Consider the following 25508-nt stretch of genomic DNA (forward strand, 5'->3'; position numbering starts at 1 on the left):
GCATCCGTAGCTCAGCTGGATAGAGTACTCGGCTACGAACCGAGCGGTCGGAGGTTCGAATCCTCCCGGATGCACCATCTTCTCCCAAATAACAGCTAAACTGTTTTTTCATGGTCTGCAAGATAATCGCGAGCACCAGGGAGGATAACGTTGCTTCAGCAACGGCCCGCAGGGCGAACACGAGTGAGTAATCCTCCCGGATGCACCATCTTCTCCCAAATAACAGCGAAACTGTTTTTTCATGGTCTGCAAGATAATTGTCAGCACCATCTCCCCCTCTAAATCATTTCCACATATTCTCTGAACACTCCTCAATTCGCTGTCAGCGACAAAATCAATCAATTACGATAAAATAACGTCTGGTCATTCGGCTTGTGAGAAGACGATGTACGAACGTTATGCGGGTTTGATTTTTGATATGGATGGTACCATCCTGGATACCGAGCCTACGCATCGTAAGGCGTGGCATGAGGTATTGGGGCATTATGGACTACGGTTTGATGAACATGCCATGGTCGCCCTCAATGGCTCCCCAACGTGGCGTATTGCGCAGTCGGTAATTGAATTGAACCATGCCGATCTTGATCCTCATGCACTGGCACGTGAAAAAACCGACAAGGTGAGAAGCATGCTGCTGGATAGCGTCCAGCCTTTGCCGTTGGTTGATGTCGTGAAAGCCTGGTATGGTCGACGTCCTATGTCGGTAGGTACGGGTAGTGAAAGCGCAATTGCAGAAGCGCTGCTCGCTCACCTTGGTCTGCGTCGCTATTTTGATGCTGTAGTCGCAGCCGATCACGTACAACACCATAAACCGGCTCCTGATACGTTTTTGCTTTGTGCCGAACGTATGGGGGTTGTTCCAGCTCGTTGCGTCGTGTTTGAAGATGCCGATTTTGGAATACAGGCAGCGCATGCCGCGGGAATGGATGCCGTGGATGTCCGGTTATTGTGAGTGATGGGCTGTCGCTCCTGTCACTGTTTGCCAGCAGTTTTCTCAGTGCCACGCTATTACCCGGCAATTCTGAAGTTGTTCTGGTTGCTTTGTTGGTTTCCGGGGTCAGTCATCCCTGGGTCTTAGTCTTAACAGCAACAATGGGTAATAGCCTTGGAGGGTTAACTAACGTTATCCTTGGGCGTTTCTTTCCATTGCGTAAAACATCGCGCTGGCAAGAAAAAGCCACTGGCTGGCTGCGGCGCTATGGCGCTGTCACACTATTATTAAGCTGGATGCCGGTTGTGGGGGATTTGCTGTGCCTGTTAGCCGGGTGGATGCGTATCTCGTGGGGCCCAGTTCTCTTTTTCTTATGTCTTGGCAAGGCGTTGCGCTATGTTGTTGTCGCAGCGGTTACGACGCAAGGCATTATGTGGTGGCACTAATTGTGTTGTGGGATAGCCTTCAGGGTAACCAATACCATTATGCTAATTAAAACGATTTTGACAGGCGGGAGGTCAATTTGATCCCGGACGTATCACAGGCGCTGGCCTGGCTGGAAAACCATCCTCAGGCGTTAAAGGGGATTCAACGTGGTCTGGAGCGCGAAACGCTGCGTGTTAATGCAGATGGGTCATTAGCAACGACAGGCCATCCTGAGGTGTTAGGCTCAGCGCTAACGCATAAGTGGATAACCACTGACTTTGCCGAAGCATTGCTGGAGTTCATTACTCCACCCGGTGACGACATTGAGAAAATGCTCACGTTCATGCGCGACTTACATCGTTATACCGCCAGAAACCTGGGCGACGAGCGTATGTGGCCGTTGAGCATGCCTTGCTATATTGCCGAAGGTCAGGATATCGAACTGGCGCAGTATGGTTCGTCGAATACCGGTCGCCTGAAGACGCTGTACCGTGAAGGCCTCAAAAACCGCTACGGCGCGTTGATGCAGACAATCTCGGGCGTACACTACAACTTCTCACTGCCTATGGCTTTCTGGCAGGCGAAATGCGGTGTAACCGAAGGTGAGGATGCTAAAGAGAAGATCTCCGCGGGCTACTTCCGTCTGATCCGCAACTACTACCGTTTTGGTTGGGTGATCCCGTATTTGTTTGGTGCCTCTCCGGCCATTTGTTCCTCATTCCTGCAAGGAAAACCGACAACTCTACCGTTTGAAAAAACCGACAGTGGGATGTATTACCTGCCGTATGCAACGTCGCTGCGTCTGAGTGATTTGGGCTATACCAATAAGTCGCAAAGCAATCTCGGAATTACGTTTAACGATTTGCATGAGTATGTGGCAGGATTAAAGCGCGCGATTAAGACGCCTTCCGAGGAATACGCGGCGATCGGTCTGGAGAAAGACGGTAAGCGTCTGCAAATCAACAGCAACGTTCTGCAGATTGAAAATGAGCTGTATGCGCCTATTCGTCCGAAACGCGTCACTCGTCGTGGTGAAACGCCATCAGATGCGCTTCTGCGTGGCGGTATTGAGTACATCGAAGTACGCTCGCTGGATATCAACCCGTTCTCGCCTATCGGCGTGGACGAGCAGCAGGTGCGCTTCCTCGATCTGTTTATGGTCTGGTGTGCACTGGCTGATGCCCCGGAAATGAGCAGCGATGAATTGCTGTGTACGCGTAAAAACTGGAATCGCGTGATTCTCGAAGGGCGTAAGCCTGGGCTGACGTTAGGTATTGGCTGTGAAACAGCCCAGTTCCCGCTGCCTAAGGTTGGGAAGGATTTGTTCCGCGATCTGAAACGCGTGGCACAAACGCTGGACAGCATCGATGGGGGAGAGGAGTATCAGAAGGTCTGTGATGAACTGGTTGCCTGTTTTGACAATCCTGAACTGACTTTCTCTGCCCGGATCCTACGGTCTATGATTGATGAAGGCATTGGCGGCACGGGCAAAGCGCTGGGTGAGGCTTACCAAAATCTGCTGCGTGAAGAGCCGTTAGAAATAGTGCAGGAAGCTGAATTTATTGCTGAAACTGAGGCTTCAAAGCGTCGTCAGCAGGAGATCGAAGCGGCTGATACTGAGCCGTTTAGCGTGTGGCTGGAAAAGCACGCTTGATACAAAAGAAAAAGGCCACTCGGGAGTGGCCAAAATTTCATCTCTGAAAACAGGGATGATGATAACAAATGCGCGTCTTTCATATACTCAGACTCGCCCCGGAACAAAGAGTTCAGATTATTTTTAAAAAATTTATCGGAGGTGGCTAAATGCCGTTGTTAGATAGTTTTACTGTCGATCACACCCGGATGGAAGCTCCCGCGGTCCGGGTTGCAAAAACGATGAACACCCCGCATGGCGACGCAATCACCGTGTTTGATCTGCGTTTCTGCATTCCGAACAAAGAAGTGATGCCTGAGAAAGGTATCCATACGCTGGAACACCTGTTTGCAGGTTTTATGCGTAATCACCTTAACGGTAACGGCGTTGAGATTATCGATATCTCTCCGATGGGATGCCGTACCGGCTTCTACATGAGCCTGATTGGTACGCCGGACGAACAGCGTGTAGCCGACGCGTGGAAAGCGGCAATGGCGGACGTGCTGAAAGTACAGGATCAGAACCAGATTCCGGAGCTGAACGTTTACCAGTGCGGTACGTATCAGATGCACTCTCTTAGCGAAGCACAGGATATCGCACGTCATATTCTGGAGCATGATGTGCGTGTTAACAGCAATGAAGAGCTGGCGCTGCCGAAAGAGAAACTGCAGGAACTGCATATTTAGTTGTCATGCTGGATGGTGACGCTAACGCATCTAATCCAGCCGACAAATAATTAGCGCCATCCGGCATAAAAAAGCCAGTTCATTTGAACTGGCTTTTTTGATCAATGCGCGCCGCCACCACCACCGCCCGCGCCGAAGGGCGGTTTGGCGAACCACACCAGGCCAAGCAGGACCAGGAAGATCCCCGCCGACATCCAGAAGATTTCGTTAGCGGAAATAATCAGCCCCTGATTGGTGATCTGCTGAGCTATCCAACCTGACGCCTGCTGGTGCGTCATCCCTAAATCCTGCAGCTTGTCGTACATAGCCTGTGCATTTGGGTTGTAGGGGTTAACAGATTCCGTTAGCTGAGCATGGTGCAGCGACTCGCGGTTCGTCCACATTGTCGTCGTAATTGATGTGCCAATGGAACCTGCCAGCGTTCGCGTAAAGTTCGACAAGCTGGACGCCGCCGCCAGACGCTCAGGCGGTAAACCGGACAGCGTAATTGTGGTTAGCGGCATAAAGAAGCAGGCTACCGCGAACCCTTGAATAAACTGTGGCCATGCCGATGCGCCAAAGTCCATACCCGGCTCGAACGTCCATGCACGCCAGTAGAAACAGACGGCGTACATAATAAAACTGAACGTCACCAGACGACGCATATCCAGCTTGTGCGCGAAGCGGCCGATAATCGGCGACAGGATCACCGGAATCACCCCAACCGGCGCTGACGCCAGGCCAGCCCAGGTTGCCGTATAGCCGTATACCTCCTGCAGCAGCTGCGGCAGCAGGACGATTGCGCCGAAGTAGAGCATATAGGCCAGACTGATACACAGACAGCCAATGGTAAAGTTGCGCGACTTAAACAGCGAAAGATCGACAATGGGGTGCTCGTCGGTAAGCTCCCAGACGATTAGGAAGCTGATAGCAACCACGGCGACCACCGTCAGGATGATAATCTCCTGCGAGGCGAACCAGTCCAGCTCTTTGCCGCGGTCGAGCATAATCTGCAAACTGCCGATACCGATGACCAGCAGTGCCAGACCAATGGCGTCAATGCGCCGCTGCTCGGTTTTGGTCTCCCGACCGCGCAGGGTTTGCAGGGTCATCAATACCACCACAGCCCCGATTGGCACGTTGATAAAAAATATCCAGCCCCAGTGATAGTTGTCGCTGATATAGCCCCCAAGAATAGGACCACATATCGGGGCAACAATCACCGTCATCGACCATAGCGCGAGGGCGATGGAGCGCTTGGCGGGTGGATAGTTATTCAGCAACAGGCTCTGTGACAGCGGAATTAAAGGACCGGCGACAATGCCCTGGATTACGCGGAAGAAAATCAGCATGTTCAGGCTGGTGGACATCCCGCATGCCCATGACGCAATGACGAAGGCGATAGTTGACCACATGAAGAGTCTTACTTCGCCAAAGCGTTTTGCCAGCCAGCCGGTGATCGGAATAGAGATAGCGTTCGCCACCCCGAATGAGGTGATCACCCAGGTTCCCTGGCTCAGCGAAGAGCCGAGGTTCCCGGCGATAGTGGGGATCGCCACGTTAGCAATGGTGGAGTCCAGCACCTGCATGAATGTCGCCAGGGACAGCGCGATCGTCATAATGACGAGCTGCGCGCCTTCCAGCGGTTTTTGCTGTTGCATCACACGCACCTTTGAATTAGCCCGCGTTGGCCCGCACGATCTCTTCGATCATCTTATTGACCGGAGCAAGGTCGATTTCACGTGCATTACTTTCTGCTACCGGTGTGGTACGAACCTGGCTTGCCAGAATTTTTCCGTCACGATTTGAGGTATCTACCGTAACCAGCGTAGACAAACCAATACGTAATGGATGCTGTGCCAGTTGCTGTGCATCCAGTTCGATACGTACCGGCAGACGCTGGACGACTTTGATCCAGTTGCCGGTCGCGTTCTGCGCCGGCAGCAGGGAGAAGGCGCTGCCCGTACCCATATCGAGGCCGACAACTTTACCGGTATATTTCACGTCGTCGCCATAAATATCGGTAACAACCGTCGCGGGTTGACCAATACGAATATGGGCCAGTTGTGTTTCTTTGAAGTTAGCATCTACCCACAGATTCGTGGCCGGAACAACCGCCATCAGCGGCGTGGTTGGGCTAATTTGCGCACCAGGCTGTACGGCACGGCGCGAGACATAACCGGTCATTGGGCTGACGATTCTGGTACGTTCCAGCGCCAGCCAGGCATCGCGCACTTCGGTGGCGGCTTGTTGGACGGCGGGTTGATCTTCCAGCTTGCTACCGAGAATCATTGCCTGGTTAGCATTATATTGTTGGATTGCAACATCAAGCTGCGCCTGAGCGCTGGCAACGGCATCACGCGCGTGTTGCAGCTCTTCGCGGCCAATCAGGTTGGCGTTGCCCAGCGGAACTCGGCGATTAAAGTCGCTTTGTGCTTGCGCCAGAGCGGTTTTCTGCACCTCAATGCTTGCCTGTAACTGCTTGCTGTTGATCATCAACTGGTGCGTCTGACGCACGCTGGAAGCCAGCGCAGTTTTGGCTTTTTCAAATGCCTGTTTGGCGTCTGTCTGGTCGAGGGTAACCAGCACATCGCCTTGTTTTACAAAGTCAGTGTTATCAGCCCAGACTTTCGTCACGCTGCCTGATACCTGAGCCATGATTTGAACCTGGTTCCCTGCCACGTACGCATCGTCTGTCTCTTCTACATGACGAAGTACTAAAAACCAATAAATCCCATATGCCACGGCAATGATAATAAAGAGCAAGGTCAGAAGGAGCAGCATACTTTTACGTTTGCCATTCTTCTTGACCGGTTGCTGCGGGGTTTGAGTCTCCGCATTTGCGCTCATGTTGTTCTCCACGATCTTATTTTTTCGCATCGGCTGAGCCGACCTGTTTATCAGACAGGCCAGCAGTATGCGTGCTGGCCTGTCGGTTTTTTCATTTATAAATCTGGATTTCTGAGCGAGTCGGCGCGTTAGCGCAGCGCTTCTAACACCGCGCCATCCTGCTCCATCTGATCAAGACGGGTCAGAAGTTTACGGGTAATTTGCTCAAGCTGATCTTTTTCGGTGGTGCTAAGAGACGACCAGAGTTGATGCAGGCAGTTATGCTGAGGCGGTAATACCTCTTGCAAAAATGCATGGCCTTTCTCGGTCAATTGCAGATGCAGACAGCGGCGATCGTTATCGCTTTCGCGACGTTCGATCCAGCCACGTTTTTCTAACTCATCCGCGATGCGGGTAGCGTTAGTACGCGACGAGCCAAGCGCACAACTCAGTTCAGAAGGCTGAATACTGTGGTTTTCCTGAGACTCCAGCGTAATCAACGCCATAAACAACGTCTCGTTAATCCCTTGAGCCTTCAGCATCTTATTGCGGTTTTCCAGCAGCTTGCCCTGCATGTGCATGCATAGACGAGTCAGAAGCACTTCCTGATAAGGGAACTCTTCGTAGCGGCTGGCGCGAAATTTTAGCATTTGTTCAATGGGCGTAAACGAACTATCCATTTGGGTATAACCTCATTAATTTCAGCCGATATAGTAACGACAGTGACAAATAAAGTAAATGTATTATTTATTTAAAATGATTGTTTTTATCTATAAGACAACCAGCATTTTCCAGGCTAATCCATAGCCCAGAGCACTCAGTAACGTTGGAATGATGATGCTGCGGGTCTTATAGAAGCTTGCACCCAGTATGACAAACCCCACCAGAGTAGGCACGAACCGACGAGCGTCGTGCATCACTTCTGGCGCTGTAGACACCACCAGCAGGGCGCAAATTGATGTAATGCCAATAGTGTCGAGTAATATGCCCGTCGCGCCGCGCTTGGTCGGGCGAACATTGCCGACCCCAAGACGGAGCGGCAAATAGCGAAAACAGTAATTAACGCAGCCGACCAACAGGCCAAGCAGCAGAACCTCATAGCTCATCAGGACCTCCCTGCCAAAATGACTGGATGAGCGCCGTCAGGCATCCACAGACAATACCTGAAAGGATAGCGGCAGGGATGGAAAACAGCATGACGCCAGCCAGCGCCCCGGCCAGGGCCGCTGTCACGCAGAGCGCTTGTTTACGTTGGAATGACGCGAGCAGGAAGCTCATAAACAGCGCCGGGAGCATGAAGCCCAGTGCCGCTTCAACCGCCGGGTAATCCTTGAGTAAACCACTGCCGGAAAACGCGCCGATCACCGTACCAAACACCCAGGAGGCCCAGGAGCACAGTGCGATGCCGATCATCCAGTTTTCACTCCAGCGCCGGTTATCCCGTACCAGCTTTGCCGTTGCGGCGGCAAAGACCTCATCGGTAAGGCCAAAAGCCCACAGCGCGCTTTTAGGTTTACTCAGTCGCTGGGCGATCCGACTACGCAGGGAAGGGCCGTACAAAACATGACGGACATCCATGGCCATGACGGTCAGCGCGGCGACCCACAGCGAACTGCCTGCGGCGAGCATGGTGGTAATGACAAACTGGCTGGCCCCCGCATAGATAATGCAGGAGAAAAAGACGCTTTCAACCGGCGTGAAGCCAAGGCGAGTGGCATTGAGACCAAATGCAAAAGCGACCGGAATATAGCTGATGACTATTGGCAGGCTGTCTTTAAATCCTTCCGTTAACGTTGCCGAACTGGATTCAGACTGAGGTACAGGGTGTTCCATAGGGTTATAGGTTTCATTACCGAAATTAATATAACTTGGTTCAATGAGTTATAACCTTAGCAGACTGATGGGCTCCTTAACACCCTGTGGAGCCCAATCAGCGGTAAACATGCGTTATACGCTTAATTTACGGCTTCCTGACGGTGAAAACCTCGCCACCAGACCAACAGGTTGAGTATGGCAACGGTCGTACCAGCCAGGCAAACGCCAGCCCACCCGGCATGCTGCCAGGCGGAGGCTGAAATCAGTGAACCTGCCGCTCCGCCAATAAAATAGCTGGTCATGTATCCGGCGGTCAGGCGATTACGCGCGTCAGGATGAATGCGATAGATAACCGTCTGGTTGGTGATGTGTACTCCCTGAACGGTGAGGTCCAGCACCAGAATACCGATAATCAGCATGGGGACTGAAGCGTGCCCAAGCCAAATAGCAAGCCAGGAGAGCAGCAGTAATAGCAGTCCCATGGTTGTGGTCAGGTGGGATTTACCCTTATCGGCAAAACCGCCTGCCGGACGTGCACCTAACGCCCCTGCGGCACCCGCCAGACCAAACAGACCAATCATTCCTTCCGAATAGTTAAACGGCGGCGCGGCGAGCAAAAACGCCATCGAGGTCCACAGAATACTGAAATTGGCAAACGTCAGGCAGCCCAGCATCGCGCGGGTACGCAGCAATTTATCGTGAATAAACAGGCTGAATACGGAGCCTAACAGCTGCGGATAGTTAAGATGAGTATCGGATTTCATCTTCGGCAGGCCGCGCCACAGTGCAACCGCCATCAGCGCCATTAATACCGATGCCACCCAAAATACGGTGCGCCAGCCGCCAAGATTCGCCAGTAATCCTGCCACGGTGCGCGCCAGCAGAATACCCAGCAGCAGGCCGCTCATAATCGTACCGACGACCTTCCCGCGCTTGTCCGGTGTGGCAAGCGTTGCCGCCAGCGGAACCAAAATCTGTGCCACTACCGAGAACAGCCCGGTTAGGGCAGTACCGAGAATCAGCATACCCAGCGACTGACTGCTGGCGGTGATCAGCATGCCGCCAGCCGCGAGCAACGTCATGGAGACAATCAGCATCCGGCGTTCAAACATATCACCGAGCGGTACTAAAAACAGCAGGCCGGCGGCGTAGCCGAGCTGGGCCGCGGTGACGATAAACCCGGCGGTACTGGCAGATAGCGAAAAGTTACGCGCAATGGTGTCGAGCAACGGCTGCGCATAATAGTTACTGGCGACGGCGAGGCCGGTGGCGATAGACATTAACAGGATTAGCGAAGGGCTAAGTCCCTGAGTGGTTTTCGTCATTGTTTTCAACTGAGTAATGGGTTGCAGAAAACAATCATAACGGAAGTGATTAAATGTTGCTGATTTGTTGGGTGATGGATTGTGCGGTTTAGGTGAGATAGAGGGAGGTAGACCGGATAAGACACATCGCGCCACCATCCGGTATTGGCATAGTTACAGTGCCTGATGAGACTACGCTCATCAGGCCTGCGTGCCGGTTATTTCTGCGCAGCCAGCGCTTCGTTCACCCAGCCGTCAAACTGCTGCTGGTGGGCTTTGATCCAGCCGTCAACGTGACCCTGCACGTCGGCTTCAGACGCTTTCCCGTCGTGCATCATCGCGTTCTGCGCGTTGATATCCGCCAGCGGCAGCTTCATGATGGCAAACAGTTTCGCCGCAGCCGGGTTTTTCTCCGCCCAGGCTTTATTGGCGACAATATGCATAGTGTTCACCGGGAAGCCGTAGTTGGCGCCGTTTGGCAGTTTGGTATCAATATCTTTCTGCTCGCCTGGCAGGGAAGAGAACGGCACCTGTAGCCAGACCACATCTTTACCTGGTTTCATTACATCGCTCACCCAGTACGGTGTCCAGGTGTAGTAAAGAATGGGTTTACCTTCTTTGAAGCGGGTAATGGTGTCAGCCATCATCGCCGCATAGTTACCGTGGCTGACCTCGACGGTTTTTTCCAGATCGAAAGCTTTGTTCTGGTGGTTGATGACTGCTTCACAACCCCAGCCCGGTGAACAGCCCATCATATCGGCTTTTCCGTCACCGTTGGTGTCAAAGATTTTGGCGATCTTTGGATCTTTTAACTGGGCGATATTGGTGATTTTGTACTGCTCAGCGGTTTTCTTGTCGATCAGATAACCCTGTGCGGCACCCGTAACGAATACCCCCTCGCGATAAAACTTTTTGTCTCCGCCCGCCGCGGCGTACATATCATCATGCAGCGGCTGCCAGTTCACGGCGGTAAAAGTTGCATCGCCAGAGGCAATGGAGGTATAGCCGACGTTGTAGTCAACTTCGCTGGTTTTGTTAACGGTGTAACCCAGTTTCTCCAGCGCACGGGCGACTAACTGCGTCTGGAAGGATTCTTCAGAGATCGTACTCTGGATTGGCTGTACGGTGATGCCTTTGCCCGGCAGGTCGGCAGCGAAAGTGCTGGTGGAGACAAGGGTGGCAAACGCTGTGGCAATAATTACTTTCTGTCGCATCGTTGTTCCTTATTACACATTCATCCTGAATGATTTTGTGTAAGCTGATGAATTGTAGGCCCGGTAAGCAATGCGCCACCGGGCAACGGGTGAATTACTTCGTGAATGGGCGAGTGATAAGCCCAACGGGACCGGTGGTGTACCAGCGACGGTTGCCACGACTACGTGAGTCGCGACCAACGGCCTGCGTCAGGCGGTCGAGAATGATGGCGAGGATCACAATCCCAACTCCGCCGACGGTGGCAAGCCCCATATCCAGACGACCGATTCCACGCAGAACCATCTGACCCAACCCGCCGACGGCAATCATCGACGCGATGACGACCATTGAGAGCGCCAGCATCAGCGTCTGGTTAACCCCAGCCATAATGGTGGGCATTGCCAGCGGGAGCTGCACTTTAAACAGCATCTGACGCGGGCTGGCACCAAACGAGCGCGAAGCTTCAATCAGATCGGCTGGCACCTGGTTAATCCCCAGAATAGTCAGACGCACGATTGGCGGCAGGGCGAAGATAATCGTCACCACTACGCCCGGGACGTTACCAATACCGAACAGCATGACAATCGGCACCAGATAGACAAACGCGGGCGTGGTTTGCATGGCGTCCAGCAGCGGGCGAACAATTTTTGCTGCTCGTGGACTGCGCGCCAACCAGATCCCCATCGGCAGACCGATCACCACGCAGAACAGCAACGCGGTCAACACCAGCGCCAGGGTTATCATGGCCTGCGACCACGCGCCGATGGCACCGATGGCAATCAAGGAAATCAGCGTAGCAACGCCCATCCCAACGCCGGAAATCTGCCAGGCAATCAGCGCGAACAGGATAATCGCCACCGGGGCTGGCATACCTAACAGCAGCTGTTGAAAGCCGTTAAGAATGTAATCCACCGGGACACGAATGCCCTGGAAGACAGGACGGAAATGGGTAACGACCCAGTCGATCCCCTCGGTGACCCAACTATCCAGCGGGATCAGCGTTTTATGGAACGGATCCATAATATTGAAATGCTCTGGTGCCGGCGCGGGTGCGCTGGTCAGCCAGTCCGCGCCACCGCCGTCAGTGGGCGCGCCTGACGGCGTACTCCAGGCGTCGGCATTTTGTGCGGCACTGTCGGCCGCTGGTGTGGTGTCCCACGGATTAGTTTGATCAGCCATTGTTTACCCCCTCACGATCTAAAGCCTGTAACAGCATGCGTTTTGAAATGATGCCCACATACTGCTGTTCCTCATCTACAACCGGCACCGCGCACGGGGCCTGGCCGACATGAGAAAGCAACTCGCTGAGAGGAGTTTGTGCATCAACGGCTAACGGCTCATCGATCAATGCCGCTTCAATACCTTGCGCCTGACTTAATGCTGTTTTTAATGAGTCGATAGAAACAACGCCAACGAATTTATTGCCACGTTCAATCACGTAACCATATTCGCGATCTTTGTCCTGCAATAATTGCAGCGCCGAACGTGGACCCACCCCGGGGTTTTTACGAATTAAACCTTCGGGACTACGGCGTGAAATATCTTTCGCGCTAAAGACCTGGCTAATATCAACGCCACGGAAGAAGGTGCGTACATAATCATTGGCCGGATTATTCAGGATTTCATCCGGCGTACCGACCTGGACCACTTCACCGTTTTGCATAATGGCAATTCTGTCGCCAATGCGCATGGCTTCATCGAGGTCATGGGAAATAAAGACTACGGTACGTTGATGTTTCGCTTGTAGCTTTACCAGCTCATCCTGCATCTCGGTACGAATTAACGGATCGAGGGCTGAGAAGGCCTCATCCATTAATAAGATGTCAGGATTAATGGCTAATGCGCGGGCGAGGCCCACACGCTGGCGCATCCCCCCGGAAAGTTCATCCGGGTAACCGTGAGCATAATTCTCCAGACCAACCTGGCGCAGCGCATCAAACGCTTTTTCACGACGTTCATCCGCACCAACACCGGCTAATTCCATGCCGAATGCCGTATTGTCCAGGACCGTCATGTGTGGCATCAGGGCAAAGGACTGGAACACCATCGCAATCTTTTTTCTGCGCACCTCGCGAAGCTCAGCATCGGATATCCGGGCGATGTCTACGCCGTCAATCAATACCTGCCCGCGGGTGGGTTCAATCAGGCGATTGAGAAGGCGTACCATTGTGGATTTACCCGAACCGGATAATCCCATGATGACAAATATCTCGCCTTCTTCAATGGCCAGACTGGCGTTCTTAACGCCAAGCGATAGCCCCGTTTTATCCAGAATCTGCTCTTTTGAAAGTCCTTTTTCAATATATTTGAAGGCTCTCTGGGGATGCTCTCCAAATATCTTATAGAGATTTTTAACTTCTAATTTAATTGCCATGCAATAGAATGATTCCTGTTATTTGTTTATATCGATATATTACCTGATGGAAATAGTGACCTTTTTCTACCCTAACATACTGAGAATCTGAGACAACCCTGAATTTGGTTGTGGCATGAATATTGCCAAAGGCCAGATGGCGGGACTTCCCGTGATATAAGGGCTGAGCGCGAATGTGAACCGGTTAATATTTTTTGTAAATGCCAATGAAAAATCGCCTGAATTGCTGGAATGCAGGCGAATAATGCGGCTGATATTGAGTGTAGATCACACAATTATATTTGCACGACAAAAGTGTGATCCTGTTAAAATATTTCCGTGAAAAATGTACGGTATTTCCCGTGAAAATGAGTGCTAGAAATTCCAGTCGTCATCTTCGGTTTCGACCGCTTTTCCCATCACATAAGATGAGCCGGAACCCGAGAAGAAATCGTGGTTTTCGTCAGCGTTGGGCGACAGTGCGGCAAGGATTGCCGGGTTAACCTCCGCCATTTCAGGCGGGAATAGCGCCTCATATCCCAAATTCATTAATGCCTTATTGGCGTTGTAACAAAGGAAGGCCTTGACGTCATCCACCCAGCCGGTTTCTGCATACAACTCTTCCGTATAACGCGCTTCGTTATCATACAATTCCATCAGCAGGTCAAAGGCAAAATTCTTTAACTCCTCGCGTGCTGATTCGGAAATATGCTCCAGACCTTTTTGATATTTATAACCAATGTAATACCCATGAACCGCTTCATCACGAATGATCAGACGAATGAGATCGGCGGTATTGGTCAATTTGCCGCGGCTGGAAAAATACATCGGTAACCAGAAGCCAGAATAGAAGAGGAAGGATTCCAGAAACACGCTGGCTATTTTTTTCTTCAACGGTTCGTCGCTGGCGTAATGTGCCAAAACGATCTGCGCTTTGCGCTGGAGTGAGGTATTTTCTTCACTCCAGGCGTAGGCTGCATCCACGTCATTGGTCTGGCAAAGGGTGGAGAATATAGAGCTGTATGAACGGGCGTGCACCGCCTCCATAAAGCTGATATTCGACAGCACCGCCTCTTCATGCGGCGTTAACGAATCAGCCATTAACGCTGGTGCTCCGGCAACATTCTGAATGGTGTCGAGCAGCGTCAGCCCGGTAAAAACGCGGATTGTTAACTGCTGTTCGGCAGTATTCAACGTTTGCCAGGCCGGAATGTCATTGGAGAGCGGGACCTTTTCCGGGAGCCAGAAGTTACTGGTCAGACGGTTCCATACCTCAAGATCTTTATCATCCTCAATCTTGTTCCAGTTGATGGCGCTCACGCGGGATAATGTCATTTTCTCCTCCTTACAGCGCGCATGACACGCAGCCTTCGATTTCGGTGCCTTCCAGCGCCAGCTGGCGTAGTCGGATGTAGTACAGGGATTTGATGCCCTTACGCCAGGCGTAAATCTGCGCTTTATTGATATCGCGCGTGGTGGCGGTATCGGGGAAAAAGAGCGTCAGTGAAAGCCCCTGATCGACATGGCGCGTTGCTTCTGCGTAGGTATCAATGATTTTTTGTGGACCAATCTCGTAGGCATCCTGATACAAGGCCAGATTCTCATTGGTCATAAATGGGGCAGGGTAGTAAACGCGCCCGGTTTTGCCCTCTTTGCGAATCTCCACTTTCGACACGATCGGGTGAATGCTTGACGTGGCATGATTGATGTAAGAGATAGAACCGGTGGGGGGAACCGCCTGTAAATTCTGGTTATAAATGCCGTAGCGCATCACATCTTCACGCAGCTGTGACCACATCTCGCGCGTCGGCAGCGTAATGCCGCTGGCGGCAAACAGGACGCGAACCTTGTCGGTTTTTGGCTGCCAGTCGCCCTGCAGATACTGCTTAAAATACTCACCGCTGGCGTAGCGCGACTGTTTGAATCCGGCAAAGGTTTGGCCGCGCTCGCGGGCGATCTTCATTGACGTATTCAGAGCATGCCAGGTGATGGTATAGAAATAGAGATTGGTAAAATCCAGCCCTTCCGGTGAACCGTAGGCGATCCCTTCCCGCGCCAGATACCCGTGCAGATTCATCTGCCCAAGACCAATTGCGTGCGATGCGTTGTTCCCGGCCTCAATCGAGGGCACGCTGCGGATATGGCTCATGTCCGAAACGGCGGTTAAGCCACGAACCGCCGTTTCCACGGTACGACCAAAATCGGGTGAATCCATGGTATGGGCAATGTTCAACGAGCCGAGATTGCAGGAAATATCGTGCCCAGTCTGCGCGTAATTGAGATTTTCATCGTAGGTGGAGGCACTGTTAACCTGCAAAATCTCCGAGCACAGGTTGCTCATATTGATCCGACCGGCAATCGGATTGGCGCGATTCACCGTATCTTCAAACATGATGTAAGGATAGCCAGACTCAAACTGGATCTCGGCCAGCCGCTGGAAGAAATCGCGGGCGTTAATGAATTTTTTGCGCACACGTTCGTCGGCAACCAGTTCGTCATACCGCTCGCTCACGGCGATATCACCGAATGGTTTGCCGTAAATCCGTTCCACGTCATACGGTGAGAACAGCGCCATTTGGGCATTTTCTTTCGCCAGTTGAAAGGTAATATCCGGGATCACCACGCCAAGCGAGAGCGTTTTGATGCGGATTTTCTCGTCGGCGTTTTCGCGCTTAGTATCGAGAAAACGTAAAATATCCGGATGGTGTGCGTGCAGATATACCGCCCCCGCACCCTGACGTGCCCCGAGTTGATTCGCATAAGAAAACGCATCTTCCAGCATTTTCATTACCGGGATCACCCCAGAGGACTGGTTCTCAATGCGTTTAATGGGCGCACCAGCCTCGCGCAGGTTGGAGAGCAAAAATGCCACGCCGCCGCCGCGTTTGGAGAGCTGAAGTGCGGAGTTGACCGCCCGACCAATAGACTCCATGTTGTCTTCAATACGCAACAGGAAGCAGGAGACCAGCTCACCGCGTTGCTGCTTGCCGCAGTTTAAAAAGGTTGGTGTGGCGGGCTGAAAGCGCCCGGAGAGCATTTCATCGGTCAACTGCATCGCGAGCGTTTCATCGCCCTGCGCCAGCGTGAGCGCCACCATCGTGACCCGATCCTCAAAGTCTTCGAGATAGCGCTTACCGTCGAACGTTTTCAGTGTATAGCTGGTGTAGAACTTCCATGCGCCGAGGAACGTCTGGAAACGGAATCCGCTGGCGTGGGCGTGAGCGAATAGCTTCAGCACGAACGCGCGATCGTAGCGGGCTAACACGTTGGCATCGTAATAGCCTTCATCCACCAACGTTTCCAGGCGCTCCTGCTGGCTGGCAAACGTCACCGAGTTGGGGCGGACGTGGGCGGCAAAGAAAGCATCCACCGCCTGATGGTCTTTGTCGAACTGAATGCGCCCGGCTTTATCGTACAGATTCAGCATGGCGTTCAGGGCGTGATAATCCAGCGTTGGCTGCATTACACGTTCTGCGGTTGTCGTTGCCAAAATTCGCTCACTCCTTTTCGAACGTTGTCGATATCGCTTTGGGTGCCCATCAGCTCAAAGCGATAGAGCCACGGCACGCCGCATTTTTGTGAGATGACATCACCTGCGCGACCGTAGGCGTCACCGAAATTACGATTGCCGGAGGCGATCACTCCACGGATTAACGCCTGGTTGTGCGTATCGTTTAAAAAGCGGATCACCTGTCTTGGGACCGCGCCAGCAGTGCCGCCGCCGCCGTAGGACGGCACGATTAATAGGTAAGGTTCGTCTACCCGGATCCGCTCGCGTTCGTTAAGCGGAATGCGGATGGCAGGCAGCCCCAGACGCAGAATAAAGCGGTGCGTATTTTCGGAGCTGCTGGAGAAGTAGACGAGCTGGCTCATGCGCTGGCCACACGGTGTTCCGGATGCAGACGGTTGATCATGTCCGGGCGAAACCCTGACCAACTGGTTTCACCCGCGACCACGACCGGTAGCTGGCGAAACCCTTGATCGCGCAGGCTATCAGCCAAATCGGGCTGTAAATCGACATTTACCATCTCAAAGTCAAACCCACGGCTTTCCATTGCCCGTTTGGTGGCATGACATTGAACACAGTTATTGCGAGTGTAAATAATAATACGCATGATTCGTATTTCCATTTAAAAATAAAAGATCGGCGCGATAGAGAGCGTCGGGTTGTGTGTGTCCTGATAGGAAAGATACTATATGTAGTTTTAAAAAGATTCAACTATACAAGATATGGGAATTTTAGATTGATGATGGGCAGGGTAATGAGCGTGGCGGGGGAAGGCTAACGGGGGGTTATAAATTGCCCGATAGCGCTAAGCTTATCAGGCCTACGGGCAACAGGAGAGCACAACGTAGGCCGGATAAGGCATTTATGCCGCCATCCGGCAGCGCAGAATCACATGCGCATCCCCACCGCCAGGCGGTTGAAGCAGTTCATCAGGCTAATGGCAAATGTCAGGTCGCTAATCTCTTTCGCGCTGAAATGGTCGAGCAGCGGCAGATAAACGTCATCTTCGGCGTGAGTAGTGGCAATTTGGGTGACCGATTCGGCCCACGCCAGCGCTGCACGTTCCTGCTCGCTGAAATGGTGACTCACTCGCCAGCCTGCCAGTGCATCCAGTTTGGCCTGCGCAACACCTGATTTTCGCAGTGCTTTACTGTGCATTTCCAGACAAAAGGCGCAGCCGTTGATTTGCGAGACCCGCAGGTAAATCAGTTCCGTCAACGTAGGTTCCAGCGCGCAGTTTTCCAGCGCTTGGCTTGCCTGAACCAGAGCGTTATAGATTTCAGGACTGAGTTCGTAATAGGGCTGGCGTAACATTGTCATGGTATTTCTCCTCGTTTGGATGACCCGCAATGTAGCACTATAATGGACTGCAACAGAGAGCCATATTGTTATCAAAAAAGCAGACCATAAATGCCGCGCTATCAGCAAATCGCTCGTCAGTTAAAAAACGCAATTGAGAAAGGCGAACTCAAGCCCGGTACCAGATTGCCCTCCAGTCGGACCTGGGCCCAGGAGCTGGGAGTATCACGCTCGACGGTGGAAAATGCCTATGCAGAGCTGGTGGCGCAGGGCTGGCTCGCGCGGCGTGGACAGGCAGGAACGTTTGTCAGTGAGCAACTGCGACCAGAAAGGGCGCCTGCATCTCCTGCCATCTTCGCCGGAGAAAATCCCAGACCACAACCTTTTCAGATGGGATTACCCGCACTCGATCTTTTTCCGCGCGAAGTCTGGGCGCGGGTGATGGGACGGCGTTTACGCACCCAAACGCGTTTTGATCTGGCGGTAGGTGATGTGTGTGGCGAACGGGTGTTACGCCAGGCAATTGTTGATTACCTGCGCGTTTCACGCAGCATTGAATGCCAGCCAGAGCAGATTTTTATCACTTCAGGCTATGCGGCATCAATGACGTTAATCCTGCGCGCTCTGGCGCATCCCGGTGAGGGAATGTGGGTCGAAGATCCCGGTTTTCCGCTGATCCGGCCCGTGGTGGCTCAGGAACGCATTGAGTTGATGCCGGTAGCGGTGGATGCCGATGGTCTGGATGTCAGCACCGGGATCCGCGACTACCCGCAGGCGCGTTTTGTACTGCTCACTCCCGCACATCAAAGCCCACTGGGGGTAGCACTGTCTTTGGACCGTCGCCACCAGTTGCTGGAGTGGGCGACTCGCGCGCAGGCGTGGGTAATCGAAGATGACTATGACAGTGAATTTCGTTACCACGGTAAGCCGCTGCCGCCGCTAAAAAGTCTGGATGCGCCCCAGCGGGTGATTTATGCCGGAACGTTCAGCAAATCGATGTTTCCGGCTTTGCGCACGGCGTGGCTGGTGGTGCCTCCGACTCAGGTCGAATATTTTCGTCAGCAGGCGGCGCTAACGGCCTGTAGCGTTCCGGTTTTATGGCAGCAAACGCTGGCAGATTTTATGCAGGATGGCCACTTCTGGCGGCACTTAAAACGTATGCGCCAGCATTATGCTCTGCGACGTCAATGGATGGAAAATGCTCTGACCGAACAAGGATTTAGCGTTATTCCTCAGGAAGGTGGGATTCAACTGGTGATGAGTGTCGACGGAGATGATATTGCGCTAGTGCGCAAAGCGAATCAGGCTGGGCTGGCGGTTCAGGCGTTAAGCCGCTGGCGAATGACTTCAGCAGGAAAGGGGGGAATATTGCTGTCATTTACCAATATCAGCTCGGCGGAAATGGCGCAACAGGCGGCGTATCAACTGCGGTTGGCGCTGACATAAATCTGTACGGTTCTTAAGATATTTGTCTCATCGTGTTCACTCGTTTATGGACTTTTCTGAAAGCGTTGCTAATGCTGAATCAGGTAAGGTAAGCCCGCAGTAAAAGATAACGAGGAAAATAATATGTATTTACGACCTGATGAGGTGGCGCGCGTACTTGAAAAAGTGGGCTTTACCGTTGATGTAGTGACGCAGAAAACGTACGGCTATCGTCGTGGCGAAAATTATGTGTACGTTAACCGTGAAGCACGCATGGGACGTACCGCATTAATTATCCATCCCACGCTAAAAGAGCGCAGTTCTTCGCTGGCGGAACCCGCGACGGATATTAAAACCTGCGATCATTACCAGCAATTCCCGCTGTATTTAGCCGGAGATACTCATGAGCATTATGGTATTCCGCACGGCTTTAGTTCGCGTATTGCGCTTGAGCGTTATCTGAGCGGGTTGTTTGGCGACGTTAATTCTAACTAATAACGCGACTGGCAGTGCCAGTCGCGAAGAAGTGTGTCAGGCTTTAGCCTGGTGATAGCTGCTGACCTTAAACAAGCGGCGGCAATAATCAAGAAAGTAGCCATAGACAGCGCCCATCAGCATTGATACCACGATGTTCGAACTTACTGCAGCCGTAATCTGATGCCAGTCCGCACCAACCGTTAGCAGAATAATCACATACACCGGCGACTGGAAGGTAACATAAGCCAGCACATCCGCCAGATTTTTTGCCCATCCTGCCTGTGTGGCTTTCCGCGCCGCGCGCATGAACAAATCACGGTACATGCCGTATGGCCACGCGATCAGTATGTTGACAGGGATAGCGACTAATCTGGAATACAGCGACTGTTCGAAGCTCATTCCAGAAAGGAATATTTCGATCAACATGTTCACGACAGAACAATAAACAACCATCGCGAACGTGTCTGCTACTGCATGACGCAAGCGTGACTGCGGAGAGAACATGTTAATGCTCCTTGTAAAAAGGGGAAAAAAGGTTTTGAATACCTTAACTACTAGTGATTTGTCTTGCTGCTTTCGCGTTTTAATAGGATATATGCCTGGATAATAACTAGCAACTAGCTTAAGATTTTTATTTATTGTCTTTTTGTCGATAAAATGCTCTGTAGTGGTTTGTTTTTTGTTCGTTTTGGTGTTTTCGTTGCTGTGTTGACTAAAATCTTTTTAGATCAAAGAGTTATTGTTGCTTGTTTTTCTGAATTTTTTGCGCTCCTTTTCTGAATGTTGACTGATGTGCAATATGTATACTCGTTGGTTCCACGCGATGCTGTGGCCTGTTTCTAAAGTGACGCACTGAGATACCTTGCAGGTATATTCAAAGCTGCAATCAGGGTAATAGAATATATTGTCTGGGCGATAGCAGAATGGATGCTATAAATATCAGAGTTGGCTATTTGTTTAATGATAAAAGAATAAATTAGACTGGAAATATAATAATCAGTTGCATACAATATTTAGCGTAATACCGTTTTTATGTTTTACGTTAAAGAGGTTTTGTTAATATGAGTTCAATGTTAAAAAACTTAAATAATATCCGCTCGCTGCGTGCAATGGCTCGTGAATTTTCCGTTGATGTACTGGACGATATGCTTGAAAAATTCAGGGTTGTGACCAAAGAACGGCGCGATGAAGAAGAACAGCTACAGCGCCAACGTGCAGAACAGCAGGCAAAAATTAATGCCTTGCTGGCGCAGATGCAGGCAGACGGGATCAGCCCGGAGGAGCTGCTGAGCATAACACCGGTTACGGCACGTTCAGTTAAAAAACGCCAACCGCGCCCGGCGAAATATCGTTTTATCGATCTCAATGGTGAAACGAAAACATGGACCGGACAAGGTCGCACACCGAAGCCAATTGCCCAGGCGCTGGCTGCCGGTAAATCTCTTGATGACTTTTTGATCTAATTACGAAGGCGGTGAGGAGACCCTCACCGCTTATTTTCAGCAAACGCCGAAATCACCTTCTTCGGTATATCGCGTGACATCAGCTGCTTTCAGCGTGAATTTATCACCGCTTTCATTACTGGCTTGTACCGCCACAATTTGATCGTCATTGACTTCAACAACCTTCAGTTTTGGACCGCCCATACGCGGTTGAACCAGATCGCCAGGTTTAAACATATTGTTGCGCTCCTTTATTTATCATTTATCGCAGAACTCACCATAGATCACGTCAACCGGCGGGTACAGTGCTGTTTCAATGATTACCGCTTAATGAGTACGTCGGTTCCAGGGCATTTTGTCCAGCAATCGTGCCATGCCGCAAAAGCCGGTCACGCCAGCGAGAATCAGCCCGGCGCCGACAAAACCGCTCACCAGGAAGAAGGCGCTGCTAACGCTATAGCCCAGAATGACGCCGAGTAGGGCAAGGCTGCCTGCGGCTATCTGTACCTGACGCATCAGCGGTAACGGTTGTGAACTGTCTTTTGCCACCGGCAAACCAGCGGCTTTCCAGCCCTCAATTCCACCTTCCAGCAACCAGACCTGCGCGGGCGCGGCAATGGCACTCAGTTTTGTTGCCGCATTTTGAGTACGTTTGCCTGACTGGCAGTGAAAAATCACCTGCTCTGCGCGTAAATTCGCAGGCAGCGATCCCTGCTCAAGGGTAGGTAACGGCGCCAGATGTGCCTCAGGAATATGCTCGTGTAGATACTCGTCAGCATCGCGGATATCAATCAGTTTTGCACCCTGCGCGACCAGTGTCTGCGCCTCGCGCGGGGAAATAGTCCCAATAGTCATGATGGCTCCTTATGGGCAATACAGTGTTTTTAATGTGGCGATCAGTGAATTCACGGCCGCATTTTTAATGGAGTAGAGGATGCGCTGGGCATCGCGCTGGCTTTCTATCAGACCTTCTTCACGCATACGCGCCAGATGCTGGGAAGTGGCGGAAGGGCTAAGACCGGTAACACGGGCTAATTCGCCCGCGCTGGTACCGGGCGAACCGCAGAGCATGCACAAAATCAGCAACCGTTTTGGGTTACTCATCGCTTTTAGCAGGGCGGCAGCCTGTTCAGCGCTGGCCTGGAGTTGTTCAAGTTCAGTCATATGTATTTAAGCATAATCTAAATTAAGCATATTCTAAAATAAACAACCAATGTACGCCAGCGTAAAGAGCGTAAAGGAGGGTAAAACAGCCGCGGAATGCTGGCAGAGTTGGGTAGAATGGCTACTCTTAGAGATAAAATCTCTTTTTAAACAATGATTAATTTTTTGCTTGTAGGGAGTGTGTATGGGTTTCTGGAGAATCGTTTTTACTATTATTCTGCCCCCGCTTGGCGTACTGCTGGGGAAGGGGTTCGGCTGGGCATTTATCCTCAATATCGTTCTGACGCTGCTGGGCTACATCCCAGGTCTGATCCATGCCTTCTGGATACAGACGCGTAACTAATTCCTTTCTACTACGGCGCTTTGGCGCCGTTTTCTTTGTGCCCCTTTCTCCTCTGCTACACTTTTGGGTGTTGATTGTTAATTACCGAGGTGGATATGGGACTCTTTAATTTTGTAAAAGATGCGGGTGAAAAACTGTGGGATGCGGTAACTGGAAACCATGACACAGCCGATCTGGCAAAAAAAGTGCAGGAACACCTGAACAAAACCGGCATCCCTGATGCGGATAAAGTGGATGTGCAAATTAACGAAGGCAAAGCCACTGTTTCTGGCGATGGATTAAGTCAGGAGGCGAAAGAAAAAATTCTGATCGCGATTGGTAATATCTCCGGTATTGCCAGCGTAGATGATCAGGTTAAAACCTCTGCGCCCGCGAGCGAAAGCCAGTTTTATACCGTGAAATCAGGGGATACACTGAGCGCTATTGCTAAACAGGTTTACGGTAATGCCAACCTGTATAACCAGATATTTGAAGCGAACAAACCAATGCTGAAAAGCCCGGATAAAATCTATCCAGGGCAGGTATTACGTATTCCGGAACAGTAATGTGATTCAGGCTTATTGCGCCAGCAATTTGCCGGACATAGCCTGTTGAATAATCGGAATCGGCGTCAGCAAGTGCTGGCGCATTAATTCGCTGGCGCGCGCGGCATCACGTGCCAGAATCGCTTCGGTTAGCGTCTTGTGCTGATCGTGTTTGTCTTCCAGCATTTCAACCGACAGCACCGTTTTACGCAGCCAGATAAACCGGTAGCGCGCCGCCAGAGAGAACAGCCGTTCACGCATTTGCAGCAGATATTGTGAACCACAGCCGGCGACAATCGCCGAGTGAAACGCCTGATGGCGCTGATCCCACTCGTCGAGCATCTGTTCGCTGGCGTCAATGGCTTCAAGCTTACTGAGCATATGCGCGCGCGCCAGAATTTCAGCTTCCCAGGCGTCGTCGCCGCGTTCAATGGCCAGCGCGACCAGCATGGCTTCCATATTGGCGCGGGCATCGAAAATATCGAGCAACTCCTGTTCTGACATCGGGGCGACACGATACCCTTTCTGATTAACCACCGTCACCAGCCGCTCGGCAACTAACTGCGAAAGCGCTTCGCGTAGCGGTCCCACGCCAAGCTCATAGCGTGAGGTCAGCAGGCTCATACGCAGTTTTTCATCAGGCTGATACACACCGCGGATGATGTCGTTCTTCAGCCAGCGGTATCCATCAATGGCCGTCGGTTGGGGAATGGCGGTCATGGTCATACTCCTGAAAGGATTTCCCGGCCTGCGCCGGGAACAGGTTTAATGCGTATTTTGCAATGGTGCTTTTTGCCACGATAGCAGTTTTTTCCAGCGTGACATAATGGGCACGGTGCAAATAATTCCTATGGCTAACAACCCGGTAGAGATAACTTCCAGCTGTTGGGCTGGGCGAAACAGCATGACCACCAGCACAAAGATAATAAACGCGATGACCAGCCAGGTAAGCCACGGATAGAGCCACATTTTCAGTTTAATTTCACCACCTCGCGCCAGCAGGATTTTGCGCATCCGCAGTTGAGAAACGGCAATGACCAGATAGACCAGCAGCGCGATGGCACCGGAACTGTCGATCAGGAATTTAAACACTTTGGCCGGGGCGTAATAGTTGACGATGACGGTGAGGAACGCGGCACCTGTCGACAGTAGCACCGCCACATAAGGCGTTTTGCTGCGGTTCGTTTTACCCATAAAGGCGGGGGCATCGCCACGGCGGCTCAGGGAGTAGAGCATGCGCGAGGATGTATACAGCGCGGAGTTAAGACAGCTGGTCACCGAAAGCAAAATGACGCAGTCCATGATCAATTTCGCGTGCGGGATATGCAGTAGCTCCAGTACCGAGCGGTAAGAACCCACTTCTTTCAGTCCCGGCATGTTCCACGGGATCAGCGCCACCACCACAAAAATAGAGCACAGATAGAAGATAGAGATACGCCAGATAACCGAGTTGGTGGCGCGAACGATATGTTTATCCGGGGTATCGGATTCGGCGGCGGCGATGGTAACTATCTCCGCACCCATAAAGGAGAACATGGTGATTAACATCGCGCTGATCACGGCGCCAAAACCGTTGGGCATAAAGCCACCCTGATCCCACAGGCGTGAAACTCCGCTAACCTCGGCATAAGGATAGAAACCGCTAATCGCCGCCGCACCGAGGGTAATAAACGCCAGAATGGCAATCACTTTGCACAGCGCCAGCCAGAACTCGAACTCACCGTAATTTTTGACGCTCAGCAAATTACTGCCGGTTAACGCCAGCGTGATAACCAGAGAAAACAGCCAGATAGGAATACCCGGAACCCAGGAGTGCAAAATGATGGCGGCGATATTCGCTTCCAGAGGGATAACTAACACCCAGAACCACCAGTACAGCCAGCCGATGGTATAACCCGCCCACGGCCCGATGGCCTTATCGGCGTAGGTGGAAAAGGAACCGGTATCCGGGGTGGCAACGGCCATTTCGGCCAGCATGCGCATAATCATCACCACCAGCAATCCGGCGAACAGATAGGCTAATAATACTGCGGGACCGGCTTCTGCAATCGCCACGCTTGAACCGACGAACAAACTTGCGCCGATTACCCCGGCAATAGACAGCATGGTGACGTGGCGTGATTTCAGCCCGCCCCCTAAATCATGTGATTGTGACACTTGCCCCATCTTTAAACCT

The 25508-nt window shown here is 51.9% G+C and carries 29 protein-coding genes and 1 tRNA gene; 10 read left to right on the forward strand and 20 right to left on the reverse strand.

The features are described from left to right. The 5 genes from OGY83_RS21160 (at position 1) to luxS (ending at position 3676) form a co-directional block, all read left to right on the forward strand. Positions 1-77 (forward strand) — tRNA-Arg (locus tag OGY83_RS21160). Between the two features lie 308 nt (positions 78-385). Beyond that, the gene (gene yqaB, locus OGY83_RS21165) at positions 386-952 is read left to right on the forward strand and encodes a fructose-1-phosphate/6-phosphogluconate phosphatase (protein WP_079938774.1); all 567 of its coding nucleotides are present in this window, start codon (positions 386-388) and stop codon (positions 950-952) included. Then, positions 949-1377 (forward strand): YqaA family protein, encoded by a 429-nt coding sequence (locus OGY83_RS21170; RefSeq protein WP_003825961.1) that lies wholly within the window; start codon positions 949-951, stop codon positions 1375-1377. The genes yqaB and OGY83_RS21170 overlap by 4 nt, the downstream gene beginning before the upstream one ends. A gap of 77 nt (positions 1378-1454) precedes the next feature. Then, a complete protein-coding gene (gene gshA, locus OGY83_RS21175; protein WP_286636847.1) occupies positions 1455-3011 on the forward strand; it encodes a glutamate--cysteine ligase in 1557 nt (518 codons plus the stop codon). Between the two features lie 149 nt (positions 3012-3160). Next, a complete protein-coding gene (gene luxS, locus OGY83_RS21180; RefSeq protein WP_016154160.1) occupies positions 3161-3676 on the forward strand; it encodes an S-ribosylhomocysteine lyase in 516 nt (171 codons plus the stop codon). Positions 3677-3777: 101 nt separating this feature from the next. Here the strand turns inward: luxS and emrB are convergent, their stop codons facing one another. From emrB to OGY83_RS21250, 14 genes are all read right to left on the reverse strand, one after another. Further along, complete coding sequence (gene emrB, locus OGY83_RS21185; RefSeq protein WP_003825966.1) at positions 3778-5316, reverse strand: multidrug efflux MFS transporter permease subunit EmrB; 1539 nt, start codon at positions 5314-5316, stop codon at positions 3778-3780. A gap of 16 nt (positions 5317-5332) precedes the next feature. Beyond that, positions 5333-6505, reverse strand: coding sequence for a multidrug efflux MFS transporter periplasmic adaptor subunit EmrA (gene emrA, locus OGY83_RS21190; RefSeq protein WP_286636848.1), 1173 nt, complete (start codon positions 6503-6505; stop codon positions 5333-5335). Positions 6506-6633: 128 nt separating this feature from the next. Beyond that, positions 6634-7164 (reverse strand): multidrug efflux transporter EmrAB transcriptional repressor EmrR, encoded by a 531-nt coding sequence (emrR, locus tag OGY83_RS21195; protein ID WP_003037300.1) that lies wholly within the window; start codon positions 7162-7164, stop codon positions 6634-6636. A gap of 90 nt (positions 7165-7254) precedes the next feature. Then, positions 7255-7590, reverse strand: a complete 336-nt coding sequence (gene ygaH / locus OGY83_RS21200; protein WP_003037297.1) for an L-valine transporter subunit YgaH — start codon at positions 7588-7590, stop codon at positions 7255-7257. Beyond that, positions 7580-8317: an AzlC family ABC transporter permease gene (locus OGY83_RS21205; RefSeq protein ID WP_191214043.1), complete on the reverse strand. Its 738-nt coding sequence runs from the start codon at positions 8315-8317 to the stop codon at positions 7580-7582. The genes ygaH and OGY83_RS21205 overlap by 11 nt, the downstream gene beginning before the upstream one ends. Before the next feature lie 122 nt (positions 8318-8439). Continuing rightward, positions 8440-9624: an MFS transporter gene (locus OGY83_RS21210; RefSeq protein ID WP_079938777.1), complete on the reverse strand. Its 1185-nt coding sequence runs from the start codon at positions 9622-9624 to the stop codon at positions 8440-8442. A gap of 197 nt (positions 9625-9821) precedes the next feature. Further along, on the reverse strand, positions 9822-10817 hold the full coding sequence (gene proX, locus OGY83_RS21215; protein WP_003825976.1) for a glycine betaine/L-proline ABC transporter substrate-binding protein ProX: 996 nt from the start codon (positions 10815-10817) through the stop codon (positions 9822-9824). A gap of 94 nt (positions 10818-10911) precedes the next feature. After that, positions 10912-11976 carry a glycine betaine/L-proline ABC transporter permease ProW gene (proW, locus tag OGY83_RS21220; RefSeq protein ID WP_032944705.1) on the reverse strand — a complete coding sequence of 355 codons (1065 nt, stop codon included), beginning with the start codon at positions 11974-11976 and terminating at the stop codon, positions 10912-10914. Then, positions 11969-13171, reverse strand: coding sequence for a glycine betaine/L-proline ABC transporter ATP-binding protein ProV (gene proV, locus OGY83_RS21225; protein ID WP_286636849.1), 1203 nt, complete (start codon positions 13169-13171; stop codon positions 11969-11971). Before proV ends, proW begins: the two co-directional genes overlap by 8 nt. 354 nt (positions 13172-13525) lie before the next feature. Beyond that, the gene (nrdF, locus tag OGY83_RS21230; protein ID WP_191214045.1) at positions 13526-14485 is read right to left on the reverse strand and encodes a class 1b ribonucleoside-diphosphate reductase subunit beta; all 960 of its coding nucleotides are present in this window, start codon (positions 14483-14485) and stop codon (positions 13526-13528) included. A gap of 10 nt (positions 14486-14495) precedes the next feature. Then, positions 14496-16640: a class 1b ribonucleoside-diphosphate reductase subunit alpha gene (nrdE, locus tag OGY83_RS21235; protein ID WP_286636850.1), complete on the reverse strand. Its 2145-nt coding sequence runs from the start codon at positions 16638-16640 to the stop codon at positions 14496-14498. Beyond that, a complete protein-coding gene (gene nrdI / locus OGY83_RS21240; RefSeq protein ID WP_286636851.1) occupies positions 16613-17023 on the reverse strand; it encodes a class Ib ribonucleoside-diphosphate reductase assembly flavoprotein NrdI in 411 nt (136 codons plus the stop codon). The genes nrdE and nrdI overlap by 28 nt, the downstream gene beginning before the upstream one ends. After that, positions 17020-17265: a glutaredoxin-like protein NrdH gene (gene nrdH, locus OGY83_RS21245; RefSeq protein WP_048236625.1), complete on the reverse strand. Its 246-nt coding sequence runs from the start codon at positions 17263-17265 to the stop codon at positions 17020-17022. Before nrdH ends, nrdI begins: the two co-directional genes overlap by 4 nt. Positions 17266-17546: 281 nt before the next feature. Continuing rightward, positions 17547-17978 carry a carboxymuconolactone decarboxylase family protein gene (locus OGY83_RS21250; protein WP_003825991.1) on the reverse strand — a complete coding sequence of 144 codons (432 nt, stop codon included), beginning with the start codon at positions 17976-17978 and terminating at the stop codon, positions 17547-17549. A 90-nt stretch (positions 17979-18068) separates the two neighbouring features. Between OGY83_RS21250 and pdxR the strand changes: the two genes are divergently transcribed. Beyond that, positions 18069-19403 carry a MocR-like pyridoxine biosynthesis transcription factor PdxR gene (pdxR, locus tag OGY83_RS21255; protein WP_286636852.1) on the forward strand — a complete coding sequence of 445 codons (1335 nt, stop codon included), beginning with the start codon at positions 18069-18071 and terminating at the stop codon, positions 19401-19403. Between the two features lie 123 nt (positions 19404-19526). After that, entirely contained in the window at positions 19527-19877 is a 351-nt protein-coding gene (locus OGY83_RS21260) for a DUF2002 family protein (RefSeq protein WP_044699663.1), read from the forward strand. A gap of 36 nt (positions 19878-19913) precedes the next feature. On the opposite strand, the gene alaE is transcribed toward OGY83_RS21260, so the two are convergent. Further along, positions 19914-20363 carry an L-alanine exporter AlaE gene (gene alaE / locus OGY83_RS21265; RefSeq protein ID WP_003037259.1) on the reverse strand — a complete coding sequence of 150 codons (450 nt, stop codon included), beginning with the start codon at positions 20361-20363 and terminating at the stop codon, positions 19914-19916. A gap of 557 nt (positions 20364-20920) precedes the next feature. Between alaE and stpA the strand changes: the two genes are divergently transcribed. Beyond that, positions 20921-21322, forward strand: a complete 402-nt coding sequence (gene stpA, locus OGY83_RS21270; RefSeq protein ID WP_286636853.1) for a DNA-binding protein StpA — start codon at positions 20921-20923, stop codon at positions 21320-21322. Positions 21323-21358: 36 nt separating this feature from the next. On the opposite strand, the gene OGY83_RS21275 is transcribed toward stpA, so the two are convergent. The 3 genes from OGY83_RS21275 to OGY83_RS21285 form a co-directional block, all read right to left on the reverse strand. Next, entirely contained in the window at positions 21359-21538 is a 180-nt protein-coding gene (locus tag OGY83_RS21275; RefSeq protein ID WP_003825999.1) for a GDFGVC terminal motif YodC-like protein, read from the reverse strand. 90 nt (positions 21539-21628) lie between these two features. Then, positions 21629-22156 carry a rhodanese family protein gene (locus tag OGY83_RS21280; protein WP_286636854.1) on the reverse strand — a complete coding sequence of 176 codons (528 nt, stop codon included), beginning with the start codon at positions 22154-22156 and terminating at the stop codon, positions 21629-21631. Between the two features lie 9 nt (positions 22157-22165). Next, positions 22166-22465 carry an ArsR/SmtB family transcription factor gene (locus OGY83_RS21285; protein WP_003037247.1) on the reverse strand — a complete coding sequence of 100 codons (300 nt, stop codon included), beginning with the start codon at positions 22463-22465 and terminating at the stop codon, positions 22166-22168. 184 nt (positions 22466-22649) lie between these two features. On the opposite strand from OGY83_RS21285, the gene OGY83_RS21290 reads away from it, so the two are divergent. Together OGY83_RS21290 and lysM are read left to right on the forward strand one after the other, a co-directional pair. After that, positions 22650-22808 carry a YqaE/Pmp3 family membrane protein gene (locus OGY83_RS21290; RefSeq protein WP_003037242.1) on the forward strand — a complete coding sequence of 53 codons (159 nt, stop codon included), beginning with the start codon at positions 22650-22652 and terminating at the stop codon, positions 22806-22808. Positions 22809-22903: 95 nt separating this feature from the next. Then, positions 22904-23353, forward strand: coding sequence for a peptidoglycan-binding protein LysM (lysM, locus tag OGY83_RS21295; RefSeq protein WP_003037241.1), 450 nt, complete (start codon positions 22904-22906; stop codon positions 23351-23353). Positions 23354-23365: 12 nt separating this feature from the next. Here the strand turns inward: lysM and csiR are convergent, their stop codons facing one another. Then, on the reverse strand, positions 23366-24052 hold the full coding sequence (gene csiR / locus OGY83_RS21300; RefSeq protein ID WP_123268097.1) for a DNA-binding transcriptional regulator CsiR: 687 nt from the start codon (positions 24050-24052) through the stop codon (positions 23366-23368). Between the two features lie 45 nt (positions 24053-24097). Continuing rightward, positions 24098-25498, reverse strand: a complete 1401-nt coding sequence (gene gabP / locus OGY83_RS21305; RefSeq protein WP_048225221.1) for a GABA permease — start codon at positions 25496-25498, stop codon at positions 24098-24100. Between the last annotated feature and the right edge of the window lie 10 nt (positions 25499-25508).

Origin of the sequence: Citrobacter sp. Cpo090 (assembly GCF_030332665.1) — a bacterium.
In the GTDB taxonomy this organism is placed as follows: Bacteria; Pseudomonadota; Gammaproteobacteria; order Enterobacterales; family Enterobacteriaceae; genus Citrobacter; species Citrobacter portucalensis.